Below are 22,602 nucleotides of genomic sequence, written 5' to 3' on the forward strand. Positions count from 1 at the left end.
ATCGATTTAGTTGGTTTTATGAATTTGACAAAAATTAATTCGTTTTTCCTTCATGTACCTTATCAAGGCAATCCTATTTTCTGACGCAATCCTTCCATAATGCCTGATATCTCATGTGGAGATACGGATACGGTCGCAGTTTGCTTCTCCTCCACGGCTCCCATGGTCTGACGCTTCAGGTAGTCTCTGAGTGCCAGCGGAACATTCAGCAGCGCCTGATTCAGCGATACTTGCATCTCGTCAGTCCATATGGCCTCGAACTGTTTCCTTGTCCAGCCATAATCGAATTCTTCCTGCTGCCGTTCCCGCTTGGCCCGCAACTGTCTGGTCTCACTCACGTTCAGGTTCCGGCCTTCTATGACGACACCATACAGTTCAAGAGCTTTTTCCGTCGATACCAGTCCTCTTCTAACATCCTCCAGAACCAGCATTGGATCCCGATCAAATGGATCGCCATATCCACCTCCGCCCTGTGACAGGAACGTCACCGTCTCTCCGGGTTGGAGCAGCAACTCATCAATTCTTCCCAGATGGTGTTCACTTGCACGTCCAGCATTGAGAATCGCTTCCCCATGGGTACCAACACCTCCGCCAAGCCTGCCCCACGGATGAAACTCCATACGCTCCATATTTCTGGCGGTCATTACGGTATCTGGTGTAAGAATTTTGACACACAGGTCGATTCCGCTTCCACCACGGAAGGTTCCAGCACCAGCAGAATCAGCACGAAGGCCATAATGCTCTATGAGCACAGGCATTTCGGATTCTACTGTTTCCGCAGGAATGTTTCGAAGATGACCCACGGCAAAATCCATGCCATCAATTCCGTCCTTCATCGGTCTTGCTCCTGAACCGCCACATATCGGCTGGATCACGCCAACCTTTTTTTTGCCATCTGACGCATCTGTCATCGCCATCATAACGATGCATGCCTGTCCGGCTCCTGCGGCGGGAACCTTACTTGCCTGAGCTTTTCCAAGAGCACCTGTGATGACATCCATTAGCCGAATAAAGGTAGCTGCTCGTGCGCCAACCGCTGCCATCGGCTCCGGGTTGAGAACTGAAGCCGGTGGTGCATAATTTCGAACCATGCGAATCATGCCCGAATTCCATGGAATTGTTGGATCGAGCGTACGGAAATAACGAATGAGTGCGGGAACCAACATGTAATGCCCCTGCTGATTGTGGGTAGGAATATTGAACGAAGCTCTGACCTGAGGGTCGGTGCCGCTAAAGTCCAGATGAATATCACTGCCCGCGATTGTCATTTTGCAGCGTAACCGGATAGGATAACCGCCAGGACCTTTCTCCAGATAGTCCCAGAACTCATACGAACCATCCGGGATCTCCTGTACGATGGCGCGTGCCTTCAACTCAGCGTATTCCAGCAATTGCTCAATACCCTGTTGAATCCTCTCTACACCGTAGCGGCCGATAAGCTCCTCTAGTCGCTGCTCCCCCCGATTCAAGGCTGCCATCAGTGCCTTGAGATCACCGAGGTTTTGCTCCGGAATGCGGCTATTGTCCAGAAACATGCGCAGTATCTGCTCATTAAGAACGCCTGCTTCATACAGCTTGACTGGCGCAATTCGAATGCCTTCCATATGAATATCGTAGGCGCTTGGAGATACGCTCCCCGGTACCTTACCACCTACATCGGAAGAATGAACGAAGCACATGCCGTATGCGATGATTTCCCCTTTGTGAAAATAGGGCTTGATCAGATGAACATCCGGTAGATGTGTCACCATGCCTTTGGTGGAATAAGGATCATTGCAGATGACCAGATCGCCTTCCTTCCAGTCTGTAATGCTGTTTATGGTCGCCGCAGCAGGGATGCCAAGGGACAGATTGTAACCCGTCTCTAATGGCGACCCAAACGTTTCCCCGGATGGTGACAAGAGGTAGGTTCCAAAATCGCCCGTTTCTTTAACAAAAGCGGTGAATCCCGTGCGCAGCACGACATTGGCCATTTCCTCCACCGCAGCCTGAATCCGGTTGTTGAAAATTTCAAGAAAAACCTTGTCGCCAATCATTGCTCCACCTCCCCAATCACATTACCGTTACCATCCCGGTATACCGTAAACCCAGGCGGGATGAAAATGGTTGTATCATATTCCTCCACAATAACGGGCCCAAGAATGGGCATATCCAGTGGGATCTGTCCCCTCTTTAGAACTTTTGCTATTCGCTGTTCGTGGTCAAAAGTGATGATCCGTTCTTCTGCTTCACTCTCATCGAATGGCAACTCTGCCGGAGATGCTGTGCTTTGGGTGGGCAGAATGCCAACAATGGTCGCTCTCAGACTAACGAACATCACATCAGCTTCCGGCTGGCTGATGCCAAACACATTTTGGTAGTACATATGGAATTTGATCCTTGCTTTCTCAGGATCGGCGATTTCTTCGGATGTGAGCGTAACCTCCAAATCAAAGGCCTGACCTTCGTAACGCATGTCGGCGCTGTATAAGCAATAGATATGTTCCAGTTTCACTCCGCCGCGGGCTTCCTCTTCAACCCAACTACGCCCTTGATGCTCCAGTCTGGTGTATAGATTCGCTAACTCACCAGGCTCAAGCGTGTGACTGCTTTTGTGCAAGGTATGAACGAAATCATTGCGAAGGTTGGCAACCGTGCAGCCCATGGCACAAAGTGTTCCTGGAGATGGCGGGATCAGCACTCGGCGGATGCCCACTTCACGCGCCATGAGAAAAGCATGCATCGGCCCAGCTCCACCATAGGCGAGCAGCGTAAAGTCCCGGGGATCAACCCCCTTGCGTGCCATGAGCGGAGAGAACTGGGCATACATATTGGCGGTGGCCACATCAAGAATGGCCTGTGCAGTTTGCGTGGGACTTAGTCCAAGCCGTTCGCCAAGATTGCCCAGAGCACGTTCTGCAAGCTCGGGGTAAAGATTCATCTGTCCGCCAAGGAATCGATCAGCTTGCAAAATGCCCAGTTGCAGATAAGCATCCGTTGTTGTAGGCTCTTCTCCCCCACGATGATAGGAGGCTGGACCTGGATTGGCTCCTGCGCTTCGTGGTCCCACCTTGAGTACCCCTACGGAATCGAGCCAGGCAATTGAGCCCCCACCCGCTCCAATCGCGGTTACATCCACAGCGGGAATGATGACTGGAAAATCCCCAACCTTATTCTCGGTAGAATAGGCAGGCTCTTTATCGATGAGGGCAACATCAACGCTTGTCCCGCCCATGTCAAACGTGATGACTTGATGGATGCCGGCCTGCTCGGCAATATGGGTTGCGGCGATTACGCCGGAAGCAGGACCGGACAGAAGAGTACGTACAGGCTCTTTGGCCGCTCTGGCCGCCGTCATGATTCCACCATTGGACATTGTGGACAGCAGATTGGCTTTCAGACCGTAAGCGCCAATTCCTTCTTGCAGACGAAGAAAGTATGATCCCATGCGTTCCCCAACATATGCATTCATGGCTGTGGCGAGTGTACGTTCGAATTCACGCTGCTGCGGCCAAATGGCACTGCTTCTGCAGAGAAACAGGTGCGGATGACGTTCCCTGATTAACTCTTCCGCAAGCTGCTCATGAGCAGGATTGACATAAGCGTGCAAAAAACTGATCGCCAAGGCAGCAACCCCCTCTTCCACCAGCTCGTCCACCGCTTGAAGCAGTTGCTTCTGATCCAGTGGTTGAAGTATGCTACCGCTCGCAAGTGCTCGCTCATCCACTTCCTTAACGAGATGTCTCGGAACAAGCGCATCGGTCTTGTCACCATACAGATTGGTTGTATCCTCGAGTCGTAGCCTCCGAATCTCGAGAATATCCCGGAACCCTTTGGTGACCAACAGACCTGTAACTGCGCCGTTACGCTCAATTAGGGTGTTAACCCCAAGTGTTGTTCCGTGCACAAACAGATCGATCTCATGAAGATCGACTCCGCTTTCCTTGAGCTGATCAAGTGCATTAAAAATCGCCTGTTCCGGAGCTGCTGCAATCGATGGCGTTTTCAGTGCCGCAATCACCCTGCCATGATTGTCCATAACCAGGGCATCCGTGAATGTGCCTCCGATATCTATACCTAATCGATAAATTGTTTTCACAAGTTCAACTCCTTTATCACCGGGTCTCATCCGAAGTTATATTAAGGTTCTGCATGGCAAAATATCGTTTGACATCCTCAATCATCTGGTTAATATGATTCACCATTGCAGCTTCAGCCTGTTCCGGGGAGCCTGCTGCTACTGCCTCAAGAATCCGCTGGTGGTCCACGACCAGTTCGCTACCTACTCTTTGCCTAATATAAGCTGTTTCCAGGAAATCACGGCTTGTCTCCCAGACGAGTTCAACCGCATGCAGCAGAATCTGGTTTTGAGCCGCATAAGCCAGTAGCCTGTGAAATTCCCGGTCCTCCTCGTAAGGAATAATATTCTGGGAAAGCAATTGATGCTGGGTAGCAATAGAGGCTTCCAGTAGCACTATGTATTCTTTGGAGGCTCGTTGTGCTGCCAGGGAAGCAATTTCCCGTTCCAGAGCCCTTCTAGCTACAAGGACATCAAGCAGAGCCTTTTCACCGGAATGGTTCAGCATCTGAATGAGCTGGGAATTTACACTTTTTTGCTGTAAATCCTTCTCCAGAATCTTGATTCGTTCCAGCCCCTGTTCGGTCAGAACCCTTCCCCTCCGGCCCTCCAGTATCGTGAAACCTTCAACGTCCATCTCCATAAGTCTTCTTCCGATTGTAGCCTGACTTAGACCGTACGTTTTGCCCAGGGTATGAACCAACGTGCTGGCCCCGATGGGAGCGCTCGCGTCCCGAAGCTGCTTCAGCAGTTCGTATTCCAACTCCAATTCGTTTAGCTCAGGACCCACTAAATTCACTCCTCATATATAAATAATTGTAGTTTTTTTGTTGTTACTCACTGATGATTAACGACAGTATACCTTCAATCGACAATAATTTCAATAATTCTTACCCAATTACTATGTATTATTTTTCTCACCATGTACTCCCCGTTTGATCCAAAATAAAAAAAGAGCAATTCACATCCTGTATTCCAGATTATTTTTCTGGAGGACGTAATCTGCTCTTTGTTGAGATAACCTTTAAATTTCGTTTAATTATAAATATTCATTTATGACTTGAGTTGTTGCAGCAGCTGTACGCGGTAGGCTTCACTTTCAAGAGATTGGATCTCCTTGTATTCTTCCGCAGTAAGCACTTTAGGCTCCCCTGCTGCCTTGGCGATCATGTACACCTTGGCGCTTTCCTCCACCACCTGGGTGCGGTAGTAGGCTTCGCGCAGGTTTTTACCTGTCGTGACCAATCCGTGGTTAACCAGAATAAGCGCTGTGTGCTCTTCAACCTTGGCAGCCACCGCATCAGCAAGAAGTTTGGTTGTGGGCAGAACATAAGGGACAAAGCCAATATCGCCTACCAGTGCCGACTGATCAGGGAACAAATGAGGCAATTCATCGAAAACGAGACTCAGGGCGATGGTGTATGCCGGATGTGTATGCACAATGGCTTGAATGTCAGGGTTGACCCGATAGCTATACAGATGCATCAACACCTCGGAGGAAGGGCGTGTTGATCCGGCACGTGTCTCTCCTGTCGCAATATCAATCGCGATCCATTCGTCAGGTTCCAGATCCTCTAGTGCGTAACCACTCGGCGAAAGAAGCATCGTTCCTTCGAAACGGGCGCTCAGATTCCCCCCAGGTCCAACCACCAGTCCCTGAGCAACCGCTCTGCGGGCATATTTGGTCAATTCTTCCCTTACCTGTTGTTCAGACATGTTCTGCTCCACTCCTTTGATTTTTCTTTTTAAGCATTTTACAAAATGCTCATCTAATTGGATTTGCTCGCCAATGTTTGATTCAGGTTTTGGTATCTTACGTAGGCTTCCTGCCATCTTGCGGTGTCTTCTGGCTCATAGGTTTCGGGAGAAAAGGAAGAAGCCATAACTTCTCGCACCTCGGACAAGCTGCTCACTTCGCCATGTGCCAGAAATTGCAGCATGCAATTTCCGGCTGAAGTTGCCTCGGCAGGACCCGCTATCACCGGAATCCCTGCTGCATTCGCCGTAAATTGACACAATAAGCGATTATGCACACCTCCACCGACCATATGAATCACCCGTGGCCGAGTGCCTGTAATTAGCTCCAGTTCATCCAGAGTCTGTCTGAACTCCAGTGCCAAACTTTCGAGAATACAACGTACAATGGCTCCGGTCGTTTCAGGTATTGCTTGCTCGCTAACACTGCACTGTTGCCGGATTCGCTCTGGCATGTCGCCTGGTGCCAAATACACCCCATCACCGGGCGATACATAACATTGATGAGCGGTTGCCGAAGCAGCGAACTGGACCAGTTCCTCATGGGTAAAACGTTGATTCTCCCGTTCCCACTGCCGTTTGCACTCCTGTAATAACCACAGGCCTGAGCGATTCTTCAAGGTTCGCACTTTGCCATTTACCGTGCCCTCATTGGTGAACCCTAGTTGACGACTACGATTATCCAATACAGGACGGTCGCGTTCCACGCCCATGAGAGACCAGGTGCCACAGCTAATAAAGGCAAATTCCGAATCTGTCGCAGGAATGGCTGCCAATGCAGATGCTGTATCATGTGAACCTACAGATATCACTTGCATCGGTTCAATCTTCAACTCTGCACACAAGTCATCCGTTAACTGCCCCAGCACCGTGCCTGGCTGTACGAGTGGTGGGAATAACGTCTCCGGGATACCCAGTCGGCCAATTAATTGTTCATTCCAACGGACCTCTCCGGCATGCAATAGTCCGCTTGTACTGGCAATTGTGTATTCGCAGGCCTGCTGACCAGATAGATAATAATTAAACAAATCCGGCATCAATAACATGCGCACATCTGGCCGCAGAGCTTCCGAGTGCTCGCGCACACTTCCAAGTAGTTGAAATACGGTATTTATCTGTTGTGACAGGACACCGGACATGGAATATAGCTCTTCTTCATTCACCATGTGCAGGGCTTCTTCCATCCACTTCGCATTACGCGATTCCCGATAATGACGGGGGTTGAAGCATAATCTTCCCTCCCCGTCCACTAATCCATAGTCGACTCCCCACGTATCCACAGCAATGGAATGGACCGGTTGGGAGATGCCTTGCATGCCCTTTACAATCCCTTGTTTCAGTTCGTGGAAAAGTCGCAGGAAATCCCAGTACAATCCATCCCCCAGGAGTACAGGATCGTTACTGAATCGATGCACTTCCTCTAATGAAAGCTTACTTCCGTCAAAAGTCCCACGGACCACCCGGCCACTTCCGGCGCCGTAATCGGCAGCAAGCACATGTGTTGCCTGAGTTCCCATCTCTCATGCCTCCTTCGCTTCCGCGTCAAGCCGTTTGGATGTTAACGATACAACGGTCCAAAGACGCTGCATGCCCGGTAATCGGCACTTTCCGGTTCACTTGTGCCGAACAGTCCCCAGGCACGTGGACGGAAAATCTCGGATTCCGGTACATTATGCATACTCACTGGGATACGAAGCATGGAGGCCAGTGTTAGCAAATCCCCTCCGATATGTCCATAAGAGATGGAGCCATGGTTCGCGCCCCATTGATTCATTACTTCATAGACCGAAGTAAAAGCCCCTGAGCCCGTCAGAACAGGTGCAAACCAGGTGGAAGGCCAAGTCGGATCTGTCCGCTGATCCAGCGTATCGTGCACATCCTCAGGCAGGTCGACGGTGTAACCTTGAGCCACTTGCAGTACTGGCCCTAGTCCTTTAACCAAATTGAGACGCGTCATCGTAACAGGCATGCCGCCCTTGGTCAGGAAATCAGCCGAATAGCCGCCGCCCCGGAAATATTCCACGGATGCCGGCCGCCATGAGGTGGCTTTCAGGCAGTCCTGAACCTCTTCGTCTGTAATTTCCCAGAAAGGCTTGAGCACAGGCTCACCCGCTCTTGATTGTTGCCCTGTACCATCCAATGCCGCAGAACCGGAGTTGATCAGATGCAAAATACCGTCCTTTGCGTTTCCTTCCAGCTGGTGCCCTGTCACGCGTTTTACCGAATCCGGGCTCCAATAGGTGCGTACATCTGCGAAGATCTGCGCGGTATGTGTAAGCAGGGAACCAAATAACATCGACACACCATTCAGGCTGTCGTTCTCTGTTGCCACCAGATAAGGCGAGCGTTTGCCATTCCAGTCAAAGGAAGAATTCAGGATGGATTCCAGAAAATCTCCGTTGGGTGAATGATCCGTCCACTGTCGTTGTCCCTGAAATCCGGAGACAATCGCGTGGTGGCCCATAGATTCTTCAGTGAATCCCAGCTCCGCAAGCTTCGGATTGCCAGCCATCAGGTCACGTACGATCTGCGTCATTTTCACAACCGTTTCCCATTCATACTCTTTGCGTTTGCGGTCTGTCTGCAGATGGGCAGGATTGTTGTCCGGTCCTTCACTACAGTTCTCCTTCACCCATGCTAGCGCCAGCTTATACTCCTCAGGATCGTAGATTTCTTCTTCTATACGACGAGTCAGTTCACTCATATCCACATATTCGTTCCGCATGCCCAGATACTCCTGGAAAAAAGAATCGTTCACGATGGAGCCGGCAATACCCATGGATACCGAGCCGATAGACAGATAAGCACGTCCCTTCAATGTTGCAGCGGCAAGACCAGCACGGCTGAAGCGAAGCAATTTCTCACGAACGTCATCAGGAATCGTCGTATCTCCTCCATCCTGCACATCCTCGCCATAGATACCAAAAGCCGGAATCCCCTTCTGTGCATGGGCAGAGAGCACTGCTGCCAGATATACTGCACCCGGACGTTCGGTTCCATTAAAGCCCCAGATAGCTGTAGGAATAGAAGGAGACATATCCATCGTTTCTGTTCCATAACACCAGCATGGTGTAACTGTAATGGTCACGCCCACGTTGGAGCGACTGAATAGTTCCGCTGCTGCCGCTGCCTCGTTCACACCGCCAATACAGGACTCGGCAACGACGCATTCTACCGGCGAACCATCGGGATACCGAAGTTCTGTTGCGAGCAGCTCGGCAACGGACGTCGCCATGCGCATCGTCTGCTCTTCCAATGATTCACGAACACCCTTGCGTCTTCCGTCAATCGTGGGACGAATACCAATCTTGGGAAATGCCTGTTTATAACGATAATCCTGATGTGTCATACTAAAACGTCCTCCTTCAATGGTTTCATAGAATAGGTACGAATTACTTGTGACTTGTCCGTGTGTATTTTGTTGGGGCAAATTAGGGATTCTGTTCCTTCTCTTCACCGATACCCGAGGTAACACATTAGCATTGCATGCCAACGGTCAGTTCTTTTTCTCATTATGAATGCGTTTACAAATAATTAGTTTAATAAACCGCTCTATATTATTGACTCCGTTATGCTGTCCTATTATGGAGTGTGAAGGAAGCGATGTGAGCAAAATGAAGAGCGGTGAGACTGAAATAAATCAACTTTTTTTATGATTAGGGTTATCGGTAACCCTAAGATAGCATGAGCCTATCTTGCTGTCAATCGGCATTATCCTATAGAATGGAAAGACTATGTTGCGGAAAGGTTAGATCCTATTGATTACCATTTATGATATTGCCAAAAAAGCCAACGTCTCCGCCATGACCGTCTCCAAAGTCATTAATCAAACAGGTCGTATTAGTCCGGCTACACGCGAGCGTGTACAACAGGTCATCGAAGAACTTGGTTACATACCCAACTCGAATGCGCGCAGTCTTGTGCTGCAACGGACTCATATGCTGTCACTGCTGATTACGGATATTACGAACCCCTTCTATACAACGCTGGCCCGGGGGGCTGAGGACGCTGCAAATCTGCGTGGTTATCGCCTCTTGTTCAGCAATAGCGACGAGGATTACGACAAGGAGAAAAATTATGTGGAAACCATTCTGTCGACTCGCGTCGATGGTGTGCTGTTTGCACCTGCAGGGGACCGATCGCTGAGTCACTTGAAGCAGCTGCAGGAACGCAGCATTCCGTTTGTTATTTTGGACCGAACTGTTCCGGGAATCACATCTGACGTTATCGCTGGGGACAGCCGAGACGGTGCGCTTCAATTGATTCGATATCTGACGAATCTGGGACACCGCTGCATTGCTCTGGTTAATGGTTCTTCCGAGGTTTCGACTGCGCGGCTGCGAGAAGAAGGATACATGGAGGGACTCCGGGAAGCCCAGCTGCCCTTTGATGAAGGATTAATCCTTCGAACAGGCTACCGGGATTTCAGCGATGAAGTGGGTATCGACAGTTTGCTTGCACATCAGCACAAACCTACAGCCATATTTGCAGCAAACAACATGCTCGCCATTGGCGTCATTCGACTTTTACGTAAACGGGGGCTGCGTGTGCCTGAAGACATCTCGGTCGTCTGTTTTGATGACCTGGATTTGGCTTCTGCCTTTGATCCCTTTCTCACGGTTGCTGCACAGCCTGCCTATGATTTTGGTGCCATCGGCATGCAAATGCTGATTGACCGAATTGAAGGCAAGGCTCCTGAGGAACCACAGACCGTCATTATGCCATCGGAGCTGCGTATTCGCGCTTCGGCCTCTGTACCTTGCGAATAAAAGGAAAATCAGTCGTAGACCAACCCTGACTTGAGAGAAACTGTTTTGTTGAAGCAAATACAAACAGGACGCATCGGAGAATATATCTCTGAATTGCGTCCTGTTTTTTTATGAAATGTACCTCTTATATATATGGATTCTAGCCTTCAGATTGAAGTGCCAGAGCGACTTCTCGAACTAGACCCGGGAACCAATCCATTAATGCTTCGAATGTATATCCCGCCTGCTCTGCTTTGGATGTATCCATTGTCCAGGATTCCGAAATTCCAAAGGGTGACATGTCTTCTTTGATCGTTTCGGTCAATACCTGTGATTGCATGCCTGTTACCGTTTCGATCAGATGCATCATGGCGGAAAGTGTTATCGTCCCTTTGGACGCTGCATTCACAGGTCCTGTAATGGATGAATGTCCAAGCCAAGCGAGAAATCTCGCGGCTTCGGTGGAATTGATAAATCCAATCTCGGCGTTCGGATTGGGCATGCCGATAGGTTTTCCTTTTTGCACATGTTCAATATGAAAATGAAGTCTTCGCGTGTAATCATCAATCCCGAGTACAATTGGAATGCGCATCGCCGCCACTGGGAAATCCGCCTCCTGGAAAAACACAGCTTCCGCTAGACGTTTACCCTCGCCATAGGAGAAATCTTCGTGGCTTCCGTATTGCACCGGGTAGGTGTACGGATCGAAATCGGATTCGGTAAATCCAGGTTTGGGATCTCCATATACCGAGAGCGTTGATGTCAAAATGTATCTTTGGGTACGTCCCGCAAAAGCTTCACAAGCCGACTTCGCGGCATCTGGCGAGTAGCAGATGTTGTCATAGACAATATCCCACATGTCGGTCTGGGCAACCTCGGCAAGAGATTTCGGGTCTTCACGATCCATTTTAATCCGGTTGACCTCAGGCCCAAAGTCTACATCCGTTTTGCCGCGAGTTGCGACTGTGATCTGAGACTTTCCTTCCCACAGCAAATGATCAACCAGACGTTTGCCAAAGAACCGTGTCCCACCAAGTATAAGTACTTTTTTCATCCGATAAAACCTCCTAACCTGTTCTGGTCATGCGTATCTTATTAAAACCTCCATATGAATGAAGTGCTGTCTGTGCTGTTGCAATTCAGGTATGTTTACCGGGATTTCACAATATGGAGCATCGTGTGTGCTCCCCGCTGGAATTCGTATGAAGTTTTCTCTTCAGAAGTAATATAACCGCGCTCTTCCAGTATAGCCTTTAGTTCATCCATGTGCTCATAACGTTTGCCAGACAAGTCTACTGTTGGGAAGATACGCAGCTCCCGCTTGGTTACTCGCAACAGCTCAAGGATCGTCTGTAGATGGAATTCGGTATTCAGGCGATCTGCATACGTAAACAGGAAATGTGCTGACAATGTTAGGTCGAATTGTTCATCGGCAAAAGGTAACTCCGGCAGTACAGAAGCCACATAACGGTCAGGGAAACGTTTCATATCCGCTACACAGTCTGTGATTGCACGTCTACGTTCTTCTTTCAAGCCTTGAATCGAACCGAAATCATCCCATCTATATTTGTCTTGTACGTGTTCCATTTGTTTCATCGTATGTTCAATATCCTGAAGTCCCTTCACTTCCAGTTGGCTGATCTCATGTTCATAGGCGATATCCGCTGCCATGGGATCTGCACCCCACTCTCGCGCATGGCTACTGAATGAACAAGCCCCACCCGGACAATCGAGAATGGACTTACCTTTAATTTCTTCCACGGTCAGGTTGAACATCTTCATATATTCCTCGAAGGTTCGCCCGATAAAAATAATCTGTGCCAGCTCCAGGCCGGCTACTCTGCTCTTCTGCTCATCTCTGCTCATCTCGTCTCAGCTCACTTTCCAGAATTAATCATTAGGAAAAACAAGACCAATCTGCTGCCGGATCTGATCCATCACCTGCATGGTAACGTAGGAACGTTCATACGTGTTCATATCCGATTCCTTTTTGCCCTGCTGAATCAGATTGACAAACTCCTCCACCTCATAATACATCGACGGGTAAATTTGCTCGGCAGTGAGTTTTTCCACCGTACCATCATTGTAGCGTATCTCCGCATGTTCCGGTGAACCAATTTTGTCAATGAGGAGGCTGCCGCGTTCGCCCATAATTTCACTTGGAACGTGAGAATTGGAGATTTTGGAGTACGTCACTACCGCTTCCATCTCATCATAATTCAGAATAACACTGCCTTGTCCATCTACCCCTGATTCCAGCATCAATGCCTGGGACTGAACTTGTTTAGGCTCGCCAAACAACGTAATCAATGGATAGAGACAATACACACCAAGATCCATTAACGCTCCATTAGCAAGATCGGGTTTGAACGCATTCAGGACGATTCCTTCCTTATACTTGTCGTACCGGGAAGAGTACTGGCAATAGCTCGCCACATATTTACGTACCGGGCCAATTTTATGTAGGTGAGATTGAACCATTTTGAACGAGGGAACAAGGGTCGATTTCATGGCCTCCATGAGCAGAACTCCATGTTCTTTCGCTGTATCAATCATACGACGGACCTCTGCTCCATTGGCGGCCAAAGGCTTCTCGCACAGTACATGTTTGCCGTTTCTCAAAAACAACTCTGCCTGCTCCGCATGAAAGGTATTCGGTGTAGCAATGTACACGGCATCGAGCCCATCACTCGTAGCCATCTCTTCGAGGCTAGTAAATCGAAGCGCAGCCTGATATTGATCTGCAAATGCATTAGCTTTATCTTCAGTTCTTGAGTACACGGCGGTCAATTCGAATCCTTCGACTTGTGCAGCGGCCTCAAGAAGTCTCTCTGTAATCCAGTTGGTACCTACCACTCCAAAACGAACCATTCAATCTACCTCTTTCGTAAATAAATTTCACAATTAAACAGCTTGCCATCCTGTACATTGTAGCCTATATTTCAACCAGATTGAAGGGATGTCCATTTCCAACATATTGATATCTTGCTTTTTTGTTTGAAACTTCGTCGATTCCCATAAATCAGGGGTATAATGAGACTTGAGGTGATTCTTTTGGAAAGTCACAATTCCTATCAATCAGATTCAGTTCCTATAGATGACAAACAGTGGAATGCCATTATCCACAACGATAGCAACTTTGATGGGGAATTCTATTATGGTGTCAAAACAACAGGCATCTTTTGCCGACCTTCCTGCAAGTCGAAAGCACCCAAATATGAGAATGTCTCTATATTTAACAATCCTGAAGAAGCTTTGGCGCGACATTTCCGTCCATGCAAACGGTGCAAACCAACGGGCGAGCGAGTCCCCGACCAGGAATGGATTTCCGTTGTAACAGACTATATTGAACATCATTATGCCGAGCCCCTTACACTTGATATTCTTGCAAATGTGAGTCACGGTAGTCCGTATCATCTGCATCGGGTGTTCAAACGGATTACCGGCCTAACTCCGGTGGAGTATATTCAGGAAAAAAGAGTCACTGAAGCCCGGAAATTGCTTGAAAGCACCCGGCTTACCGTCACAGATATCGGTCGACAGGTTGGCATAGCCAATCCGGCGTATTTTATTACTGTATTTCGAAAACATACAGGATGTACACCTGCCAATTATCGTGAACAAAGGCGTGATCAATTATGAAGACCAGCTTAGTATACAAAGTACCCAAAACGTTGCTGAACAAAGGAACTGGGTTCCTTAATGGTTATACGCATACGCTGAATCCATACACAGGCTGCGCCTTTGGCTGTTCCTACTGTTATGTAAGGCAAATGCCCGTATCTTTATTTCGCAAAGAGCCATGGGGCAGCTGGGTTGATGTGAAACAGGAAGCCGCCAATGTGTTTGCCAAGGAGCTGAAGCGTGCGAAATCGAAAGGTAAAGTCACTATTTTTATGTCATCCAGTACAGACCCGTATCAGCCCGTTGAATATAAGGAGCAAATCACGCGGTCTTTGCTAGAAGTCATGGCTGAGCATCCACCCGATTTTATATTGGTTCAAACCCGAAGCCCATTGGTGACCCGAGATATCGATCTGCTGAAAAAGTTGGGTGACCGGGTCCGGGTTAGCATGACCGTGGAAACGGATCTGGATGATATCCGCAAGCAGTTCAGTCCTTCAGCTCCGCCAATCGCGGGCAGATTGCGTGCCCTGGAACAACTGCAAGATGCCGGTATCCCCACACAAGCTGCTATTGCGCCAGTATTGCCCAGCAGCGAAAGCTTTGCAGCCATTCTGAGGCCGCTTGTTGATCGTATATGCATTGATGATTACTTTATGGGAGATGGCAGTGAGGGCAAGCGAACCCGGAGACTTGGCATGAAGCCACTTTACGAACAAGTGGGCAAGGAAGATTGGTTCAGTCCTGAGGCATACAAAATGGTAGTCGAGCGAATGAAGGCGCATTTTGAGGAACATGAAATATGGATTAGCCAGGCAGGATTCGAACCCTAATCATGCTTGATATAAATTGAAAATAGCCCTGCTTCCCACGTATCGGGAGTCAGGGCTATACTTCTAACTTAATCGATTATTGATCAAGTGTGTATAATGGAAGATCTGCCGGCAGTGCAGCTGGGCGCTGACATGTGCTATCCATTTTATAAAAAGTCTGCTCATCCGAAGAATCATGGAACGCCCACATCGCTTCAAGCACATGGTAGGCCAGCTCTCCACTTGCTCTATGAGCACGTCCGCTGCCCACGGCATAAGCCATATCTGCAACACCGATGCCACGTGTATTTTCCTGATATCCTGGCAGAAGCGGTACCTCAGTCCATTCCTCATCACCTAGCAAGCGGTAACGAACTGGACCACCGAATGTGTTTGGATCAGGAACCTGTAGTGTTCCATGCGTGCCGTATACTTCAATCGGTGGCAACACACTTCCGCCAAATACGTCAAAACTCGTAATCAGCGTGCCGATAGCTCCCTGCTCAAATTGCAACAATCCGGCTACATGCGTCGGAATTTCAACAGGGATGCTCTGACCCCGCTTTTTCTCACTCGTGATCGTCCGCTGTTCCATCGCTTTGCCCGTCATGCCAGCAATGGACTTGATTGGTCCCAGCAATTGTACGAGCGCAGTCAGGTAATAGGGCCCCATATCAAACATCGGCCCGCCACCGGCTGCATAGTAGAACTCCGGATCTGGATGCCAATGCTCATGCCCACGGCTCATCATGAATGCGGTAGCGGCCACAGGTTTGCCAATGACACCATCCTCTACCACTTTGAGTGCCGTCTGAATGCCTGAACCAAAGAACGTCTCTGGCGCACAGCCTACCAGCAGCCCTTTGCGCTTAGCCGTTTCCAGGACCGCCTGACCCTCTTCACGTGTGACTGCGAGTGGTTTTTCCACGTAGACATGTTTGCCTGCTTCGAGCGCTCTCAAGCATACATCCGCATGAACGGCAGGGATTGTCAGATTGATAATCAAGTCGATCTCAGGGTCTGCCAAAATTTCATCTACCGTGTATACGTTAGGAACATGATAAGTAGCCGCCTGCTCCTCTGCCCTGTTCCGATCTAGATCTGCAACCGCTACAAGATCAAGCACCTCAAATCGGTGACAGTTCTCCATATAAATACCACTGATTTTACCGCAGCCAATAATGCCTACTTTCATTGTTTTCATGCGTGGACTCCCTTCGTGTTCCTAATTGATATAGCGCTTCCAAAACAACTCAACACCGCTTTATGTGGGTCAATATATTTATCTCAACGGATATGAATTAGGTTTAAATTAAATTAGTGATTTTGGTTATCAGCCATTCCTGTGTAAACTTCAGCCACTGCGTCCTTGCGGCTTTGCGCAAGTGCTTTGCCTGCGGCAGTCCATTTGAAACCACTACGCATCATTTCAGTAACTTGTTTCATCTCCACGATATCTGCATGGTGTCCGAGCGAGTTGTAGAACACGCGGCCTGCACCCCAGCGTTTGGTCCAAACGACTGGCATATCTACTGGGCCATTCGCTGCATGCGGACCGTTAACAATTGGGAAGCGTGTCGTTGCCAGCACTTCTACTGCAGGATCCACGTGCAGGTAATACTGTTCACTTTTCACCTGGAAATCTTCAATATGATCCAAGAGCGGACTGGAACCACGTTTCATGTTTACCGTGTACTCCACGCCGTCGTTCCCTGGATGCGCAACCCACTGCCCACCCGTCATGAACTGCCAGTCGACGTTGTTACGGAACGCATCACACATCCCGCCGTGAAGACCCGCAAGACCCACGCCGCTCTGAACAGCCGCAGATACGTTATTGACTAGTTCCTGTTCAATCTGTCCCATTGTCCACAACGGAACGATCAGATCCAGGCCCAGCAGTTTCTCTGCATCCGCATAAGCTTCCAGTGTATCTGAGACTTCAACCTCGAATTGTTCTTCCTTCAAAATGCGTTCAAAAATCGCTGCTACCTGCTCTGGTTCATGTCCATCCCAGCCGCCCCATACGATTAGTGCTTTGCTCATCACCCATCACTCGCTTTCCGGAAGTTAAGTTATTGTCATTCTCTATCGGACCTTATGCAAACTCAAGACCTCTCCGAGGCCAACATCCTAGCTTAAATCTAGCTTATTTATTTCAAATGAGTGCCAACATGATGTCCACTTCACAATTCAGTGGTTTAATGCTTACATTTCTTCTAGCGACACCCAGCGACGCTCTGTAACGGAACGTTCAACAGCTTCTAATACCGCTTGACAGGCAACCCCATCGTGGAAACTTGGTTCAGGCTGCCGTCCTTCGGAGATCGCGGTCACCAGTTCCAGCATTTCATGTGTGAACGTGTGCTCGAATCCAATCGTATGTCCCGCAGGCCACCACGCCTCAGCATATTTGTGTGCCGGATCAGTCGCCAGAACACGGCGGAAGCCCTGCACATCTTCATCGTCCTTCGTAAAATACACTTCCAGTTCATTCATCCGTTCAAAATCAAACCGAACGCTGCCCAGACTGCCGTTGATCTCAAAGGAGTTGGTACTGCGATGACCTGCTGCAAAGCGTGTAGCCTCGAAGCTTCCGAGCGCACCATCTGCAAAGCGTGCCAGGAACAACGTGGCATCATCTACCGTTACTTCGCCCTTCGGAGCATCTGCGTTCGAACTGCCTTTGGCACTAAGTCCGGTCATTTCCGAAGCCAGCGGCCGCTCTTTAATGAACGTTTCGCTCATCCCGATTACTTCCTTGAATTCACCCACCAGGAAACGTGCAAGATCAATTAGGTGTGCGCCAAGATCGCCATGTGAGCCGGAACCGGCTACTTCCTTTTGCAGACGCCATACCAGCGGGAACGAAGGGTCCATGATCCAATCCTGAAGGAAAAACGCACGGAAATGATAGATTTTGCCTAGGCGTCCGCTTTGCACCAACTCTTTAGCCAGCTGCACCGCTGGAGAGAAACGGTAGTTGAATCCGACCATGTGCGCAACTCCTGCTTCTTCAGCAGCCTGGAGCATTTCACGCGAATCAGCTAGCGACAAAGCCAGCGGCTTTTCACAGAACAGATGTTTACCCTGACGAGCGGCTTCCAGTGCTATTTCCTTATGGGCATCACTTGGAGCGTTAATATCGATCAGATCGATATCATCACGCCGCACCAGCTCGCGCCAGTCCGTTATACTTTCAGACCAGCCGAACTGACTGGCAGCCTCCTGAACTCCCTGCTCGTTCCGTCCACAGATTACAGACATCTCCGGCTGCAGCGGGGCAGACGGGAAAAACATCGGCAGACTGCGATAAGCGTTGCTGTGGGCTTTCCCCATAAATTTGTATCCAACCATTCCGACACGAAGACGCTTTGACATGGTCACTTCCTCCTTTGGAATATAACTAGCAATGTATTAATTACGGATTGAAGAGGCACGGATGATCAGCTCTGTAGGCAACAACTGCCTTGCTGTTTCTGAGGGAACTTCGGAATTCACTGTTGAAGCTGTTGCTCCCAGTGATCCATGAATAAGTTTGGATGCGGCCAGTTCTCCCATTTCATAAAAGGGAACCCTGACGCTGCTCAGCGGCGGAACCGCCATCTCGGCCGCATCGGAGTCATCATAACCTACAAACGCTGGGAAATCCTGAACCTTGATCCCACGCTCACGCAAACCATGCATAACACCGATTGCCATCCGGTCATTCGCAGCAAATACAGCGTCAATCTCGTTAAGCCGGGCTGCAATGGTGGCAGCTGCCTCCACCCCGCTTCGTCTGCCATAGTTCCCCTCCAGCAACAGACTGGAATCCATATTCATTCCGGCTTCATTCAGTCCGATATGAACGCCCTGAAGCCGCTCCTGACTGTTGGAATAACTATCCGGACCATTAAGAAAGGCGATATTCCGGTAGCCCTGATCGGTAAGGTGACGGATTGCCAGCCTGCTGCCCTCCACATGATCGGCATCCACTTCCATGAATGATTCACCTGCAAAGTGCTGGCTCATAATGCAAAAGGGATGTCCTTCCTGCTGAAGCCTCTGCATGGCTGCCAGTTCCCCATGTTCATCTCGTGCGCCGAGAATAATGCAAGCATCCACTTTCTGACGGCGGAACAGATCCGTATAATTCATCACTTCACCCGGTGTCCTGAACATGACCAGCAGGTCCATGCCGTTGTCCCTGGCTTTGCTCCCAATGCCACTCAGCATTTCCGAGAAGAAATACGCCGAGAACAAGTGTGCTTTCGGGACGTAGGGCAACACCACGCCAAGGTTACCGCTTTTACTTCTCGCAAAGCTGCGGGCCAGTGCGCTGGGGACGTAACCCAACTGCTCGGAAGCTTCAATAACCTTACGACGGGTTTCCTCTTTAATAGGACCAACGCCATTAAGAACTCGGGATACTGTAGCTTCCGAAACACCGGCAAGATCAGCCACTTCTTTACGGGATGCCATGGATCTCACCTCCTTCATGTTTCCTGAACACCTGCCAAACCGATGCAGTGTATCAAATGATTATGTACGCGCGTACATCTTCTCATGTGTTGTAACCGTTGTCAATGCTTTTAACACAAAAAAAGATGAGGATTTGTGTAAACAAATTCCCCACCTCTTGCTTACTATATTTTCTTGTAACTTGTCCTATAGTACCTTCTGATTCACATGCTTTCACATGGACTCATGTTGGGGCAGACCAACTACAGTGCAGACCTATATCAGGTCGTCACACCGTTACCAACAGATGATTGACTGAACTCAGCCTGTTCCATAATAGTGACATTACTTTGAATGCGATCTGAAGGCTCAGGTGTAGATTGAAGCTGCCGCACTTTGTGCAACACTTCCTTATTAGGAAGGAAATGCTGAGAACGGATGAAACGAATCGTTTTGGTTTTGGCACGCATGACAATGGAATCGGTCTCTGCCCGATCATCTGCGAGGTAACGCACTCCCCCAAGAATCTCACCAGGGGTAACACCAGTTGCTGCAAAAATAACATCTTCCGTGCCGATCATATCCTGCATCGTTAATACTTTGTAAGGATTGTCGATTCCCATTTGCAAGCAGCGCTGGAATTCGTCTGCGTTCGCAGGCATCAGGCGACCTTGAATCTCGCCTCCCAGGCAGGATAAGGCGGCTGCAGCAAGCACACCTTCCGGTGCTCCTCCTGATCCGACATACAGATCAATACCTGCCTCTGGGAACGCAGGTGCCATCGCACCTGCAACATCACCATCGCTGAGGAACTTGATCCGCACACCAACTTTGCGCAATGTCTTGATCGTACTTTCATGTCGTACACGGTCCAGAATCATGACTGTCAGATCTGAGATGTTTTTGTTCAATGCTTCAGCGGCTTTCTCCAATGTCACCTCAACCGGATCTTCGATACTGACCTTGCCCACCAGAGCAGGCCCTACAGCCAACTTCTCCATGTACATATCCGGTGCGTGGAGCAGGTTGCCTTTTCCCGCCACTGCAATAACCGATAAAGCGTTGTTCAGGCCCTTGGCTACGATCTCTGTACCTTCCAAAGGATCTACAGCCACATCAACCTCGGGGCCCTCAGCGTTGCCGACTTCCTCGCCGATATACAACATGGGTGCTTCATCCATTTCTCCTTCACCGATTACCACCGTGCCGCGAATAGACACGGAATCGAACATGGCGCGCATAGCCAAAGTAGCCGCCTCATCTGCACTATTCTTGTCGCCCCGCCCCATCCAGGGTGCTGAAGCTAACGCAGCCAATTCTGTTACTCGGACAATTTCCAACGCCAGTTCGCGTTCCATTTTTCCCACTTCCTTTCCAGTTTCCAAAAGCATACATTGAAAGCGGTACTAAATCCATCGCAAATCCATATGAAATTGATCTAAAACGGGAGTAATAACCCGATTTTGAGAAATCACCCCATTCTGTCCCTCATCGATAAATGAACACATTTACACAGCTTTGAACATGCCATTTTACGAGTCTTATCCACCGGATTATATCTGGTCTGAAGCAGTATATTTCATCTTATATTTTTCGATATTCTATATTCATTGCGTTGAGTGTTTCTCAGGAATAAATCAGAGTTAAAATTTCGTATAACAATGGTTTATAAACATATAAGTTGCAATTATAGAGAGGAATTTCATCCGTTCTCAAGTTCTTCGAAAACGATTTATAATAAGACCCTACAACCGTCCTGTACTCTTAAAGGAACAATATTGAAGACCATTTAAAAGAGGTTTTTTATTCAAAGATTTGAACTGGAAATTCACCTAAATCCAGCTGTATCCGCCCCTTAAACATGGTTAGCAATATAGATACAGCTTATGGAGGTCATCGAAAATAATAAGTTTACATAATAATTATTACGTTGTTGAAAATTCGATTATTTTTATTTCCCCTCAAAAGGTCTATTTTTTCCTCAGCTTTGTGTCACATAAATAAGATCTGACTCTTTGCTCAAACTATGTAGGTTAGCAGGTTTCTGCCTCAGCCCCCAACATGGCAAGTGCAATTTTCAGAAAATCCTCTTTTTGAATCTGCAAATGACCATATCTAAAATGATATCCCCAACGTGTCTGTCCCCGAGTAAGGATCAGTTGGTCCAGCAGATCAGCGATCTTCACCTGCTGACAAGGATAATACTGAACATTCCTCCGATACGGGACAAAGGAATCTGACACATGGTACGTGTACACCTGATCGTCTATTATGCGCCCTATGGCGGTGAATGCTTGAAGTACCTTGCCTCCTTTCATGCTTGTTCGCGGCGAATAATAGATCAGCCAGTCTCCTGCATTCATTTTGCGCAGAGAAGCTACCTTGCCGTGACAGAGCTGGGCGAAGCCCCCTTCCACCCCTTTTTCCACATGTGATGCAGACACAACGCCGATCCAGTATCGGTTTCCTTTTTCAGATTCAGCCTCAACTTCTAACTGAGAAGCCAGGAGTTCACTCGTATGAATCTGCATAATTCCTTTGCTGGTAGCCATCAAATCATGCTTTTCCTTTTCCTGTTCATTCATCTCTGCACCTGTTCTTCCCATGCCTTCTTCAGACGCTCAAGCTGCAAGAAATGATGACGATAATGCATTTCGACCAATGCAAACCATTCCTCTGCATTCAAACCACCAAAGCTTGGATGTGCCAACGTACATTCCTGTGTTGTTTCTTCCAACAGCACTTCCAATCTCCGCATTTCATCCCTTACCTCATTAAATCCTTGAATTATTGATTCTCTTCCATCCGGTTGTAGTGGAGTATACTCAGGAGAATCAGGAACGTGGATACGTATCGGAGGAAAACTTGCTTGCGCAAAAACAGCTTCACCTGTTTCTGTTTTGCCCTGGTTTCTCTTCTTGCCCGAGTCCTCGTCTGCGCTTATACAAAGTTGAATATTGGCTAAATGCATTTTCATCGCAGACTGAATTAAATGCTGGTACATCTGGCCTATCGACCACTCAATCTCACTGGGTTTGTAGCTTAACTGAGCATCGCTCATCAGATCCAGTTCCTGCAAATAACGTTCCAGCGTCAGTTCAAAATCACGTCGAATCTCTTCGTTGTTCCTTGTTATTGTCGTTTCCATACAAATACACAACTC

19 protein-coding genes are annotated in these 22,602 nt (G+C 48.7%); 3 read left to right on the plus strand and 16 right to left on the minus strand.

The window, feature by feature from the left end; genetic code table 11:
* Nucleotides 1–62: 62 nt before the first annotated feature.
* The 6 genes from A6049_RS06820 to A6049_RS06845 all read right to left on the minus strand — a co-directional run bounded on the left by A6049_RS06820 (nucleotide 63) and on the right by A6049_RS06845 (nucleotide 9,161).
* Nucleotides 63–2,036 carry a hydantoinase B/oxoprolinase family protein gene (locus A6049_RS06820; RefSeq protein ID WP_063563902.1) on the minus strand — a complete coding sequence of 658 codons (1,974 nt, stop codon included), beginning with the start codon at nucleotides 2,034–2,036 and terminating at the stop codon, nucleotides 63–65.
* A complete protein-coding gene (locus A6049_RS06825) occupies nucleotides 2,033–4,078 on the minus strand; it encodes a hydantoinase/oxoprolinase family protein (protein ID WP_095205996.1) in 2,046 nt (681 codons plus the stop codon). Before A6049_RS06825 ends, A6049_RS06820 begins: the two co-directional genes overlap by 4 nt.
* Nucleotides 4,079–4,094: 16 nt before the next feature.
* Nucleotides 4,095–4,847, minus strand: a complete 753-nt coding sequence (locus A6049_RS06830; protein ID WP_090950051.1) for a FadR/GntR family transcriptional regulator — start codon at nucleotides 4,845–4,847, stop codon at nucleotides 4,095–4,097.
* A 263-nt stretch (nucleotides 4,848–5,110) separates the two neighbouring features.
* On the minus strand, nucleotides 5,111–5,773 hold the full coding sequence (locus A6049_RS06835; RefSeq protein ID WP_063563905.1) for a class II aldolase/adducin family protein: 663 nt from the start codon (nucleotides 5,771–5,773) through the stop codon (nucleotides 5,111–5,113).
* A gap of 53 nt (nucleotides 5,774–5,826) precedes the next feature.
* Nucleotides 5,827–7,329, minus strand: a complete 1,503-nt coding sequence (locus tag A6049_RS06840) for a rhamnulokinase (protein WP_063563906.1) — start codon at nucleotides 7,327–7,329, stop codon at nucleotides 5,827–5,829.
* A 41-nt stretch (nucleotides 7,330–7,370) separates the two neighbouring features.
* Complete coding sequence (locus tag A6049_RS06845) at nucleotides 7,371–9,161, minus strand: L-fucose isomerase (protein WP_063563907.1); 1,791 nt, start codon at nucleotides 9,159–9,161, stop codon at nucleotides 7,371–7,373.
* A gap of 409 nt (nucleotides 9,162–9,570) precedes the next feature.
* On the opposite strand from A6049_RS06845, the gene A6049_RS06850 reads away from it, so the two are divergent.
* Nucleotides 9,571–10,581, plus strand: coding sequence for a LacI family DNA-binding transcriptional regulator (locus A6049_RS06850; RefSeq protein ID WP_063563908.1), 1,011 nt, complete (start codon nucleotides 9,571–9,573; stop codon nucleotides 10,579–10,581).
* A gap of 139 nt (nucleotides 10,582–10,720) precedes the next feature.
* Here the strand turns inward: A6049_RS06850 and A6049_RS06855 are convergent, their stop codons facing one another.
* From A6049_RS06855 to A6049_RS06865, 3 genes are all read right to left on the minus strand, one after another.
* On the minus strand, nucleotides 10,721–11,614 hold the full coding sequence (locus tag A6049_RS06855; RefSeq protein ID WP_063563909.1) for an NAD-dependent epimerase/dehydratase family protein: 894 nt from the start codon (nucleotides 11,612–11,614) through the stop codon (nucleotides 10,721–10,723).
* A 95-nt stretch (nucleotides 11,615–11,709) separates the two neighbouring features.
* A complete protein-coding gene (locus A6049_RS06860) occupies nucleotides 11,710–12,426 on the minus strand; it encodes a class I SAM-dependent methyltransferase (protein WP_063563910.1) in 717 nt (238 codons plus the stop codon).
* A 24-nt stretch (nucleotides 12,427–12,450) separates the two neighbouring features.
* Complete coding sequence (locus A6049_RS06865; protein WP_063563911.1) at nucleotides 12,451–13,431, minus strand: Gfo/Idh/MocA family protein; 981 nt, start codon at nucleotides 13,429–13,431, stop codon at nucleotides 12,451–12,453.
* 174 nt (nucleotides 13,432–13,605) lie between these two features.
* Between A6049_RS06865 and A6049_RS06870 the strand changes: the two genes are divergently transcribed.
* Nucleotides 13,606–14,202 carry a bifunctional transcriptional activator/DNA repair enzyme AdaA gene (locus A6049_RS06870; protein ID WP_342671813.1) on the plus strand — a complete coding sequence of 199 codons (597 nt, stop codon included), beginning with the start codon at nucleotides 13,606–13,608 and terminating at the stop codon, nucleotides 14,200–14,202.
* Nucleotides 14,199–15,017, plus strand: a complete 819-nt coding sequence (locus tag A6049_RS06875; RefSeq protein WP_063563913.1) for an SPL family radical SAM protein — start codon at nucleotides 14,199–14,201, stop codon at nucleotides 15,015–15,017. The genes A6049_RS06870 and A6049_RS06875 overlap by 4 nt, the downstream gene beginning before the upstream one ends.
* Before the next feature lie 76 nt (nucleotides 15,018–15,093).
* Here A6049_RS06875 and A6049_RS06880 read toward each other — a convergent pair whose 3' ends face one another.
* The 7 genes from A6049_RS06880 to A6049_RS06910 form a co-directional block, all read right to left on the minus strand.
* On the minus strand, nucleotides 15,094–16,200 hold the full coding sequence (locus A6049_RS06880; RefSeq protein WP_063563914.1) for a Gfo/Idh/MocA family protein: 1,107 nt from the start codon (nucleotides 16,198–16,200) through the stop codon (nucleotides 15,094–15,096).
* A 113-nt stretch (nucleotides 16,201–16,313) separates the two neighbouring features.
* Entirely contained in the window at nucleotides 16,314–17,042 is a 729-nt protein-coding gene (locus tag A6049_RS06885) for a ThuA domain-containing protein (protein WP_063563915.1), read from the minus strand.
* A 162-nt stretch (nucleotides 17,043–17,204) separates the two neighbouring features.
* Nucleotides 17,205–18,377, minus strand: a complete 1,173-nt coding sequence (locus A6049_RS06890; protein ID WP_063563916.1) for a Gfo/Idh/MocA family protein — start codon at nucleotides 18,375–18,377, stop codon at nucleotides 17,205–17,207.
* A gap of 36 nt (nucleotides 18,378–18,413) precedes the next feature.
* The gene (locus A6049_RS06895) at nucleotides 18,414–19,460 is read right to left on the minus strand and encodes a LacI family DNA-binding transcriptional regulator (protein WP_205411993.1); all 1,047 of its coding nucleotides are present in this window, start codon (nucleotides 19,458–19,460) and stop codon (nucleotides 18,414–18,416) included.
* Between the two features lie 260 nt (nucleotides 19,461–19,720).
* Nucleotides 19,721–20,797 carry a class II fructose-bisphosphatase gene (gene glpX / locus A6049_RS06900; RefSeq protein WP_063563918.1) on the minus strand — a complete coding sequence of 359 codons (1,077 nt, stop codon included), beginning with the start codon at nucleotides 20,795–20,797 and terminating at the stop codon, nucleotides 19,721–19,723.
* Between the two features lie 675 nt (nucleotides 20,798–21,472).
* Entirely contained in the window at nucleotides 21,473–22,024 is a 552-nt protein-coding gene (locus A6049_RS06905) for an EVE domain-containing protein (RefSeq protein WP_481852327.1), read from the minus strand.
* Nucleotides 22,021–22,587 carry a DinB family protein gene (locus tag A6049_RS06910; protein WP_063563919.1) on the minus strand — a complete coding sequence of 189 codons (567 nt, stop codon included), beginning with the start codon at nucleotides 22,585–22,587 and terminating at the stop codon, nucleotides 22,021–22,023. Before A6049_RS06910 ends, A6049_RS06905 begins: the two co-directional genes overlap by 4 nt.
* Nucleotides 22,588–22,602 lie beyond the last annotated feature (15 nt).

It is taken from the genome of Paenibacillus sp. O199, from assembly GCF_001636635.1.
GTDB lineage: Bacteria > Bacillota > Bacilli > Paenibacillales > Paenibacillaceae > Paenibacillus > Paenibacillus marchantiae.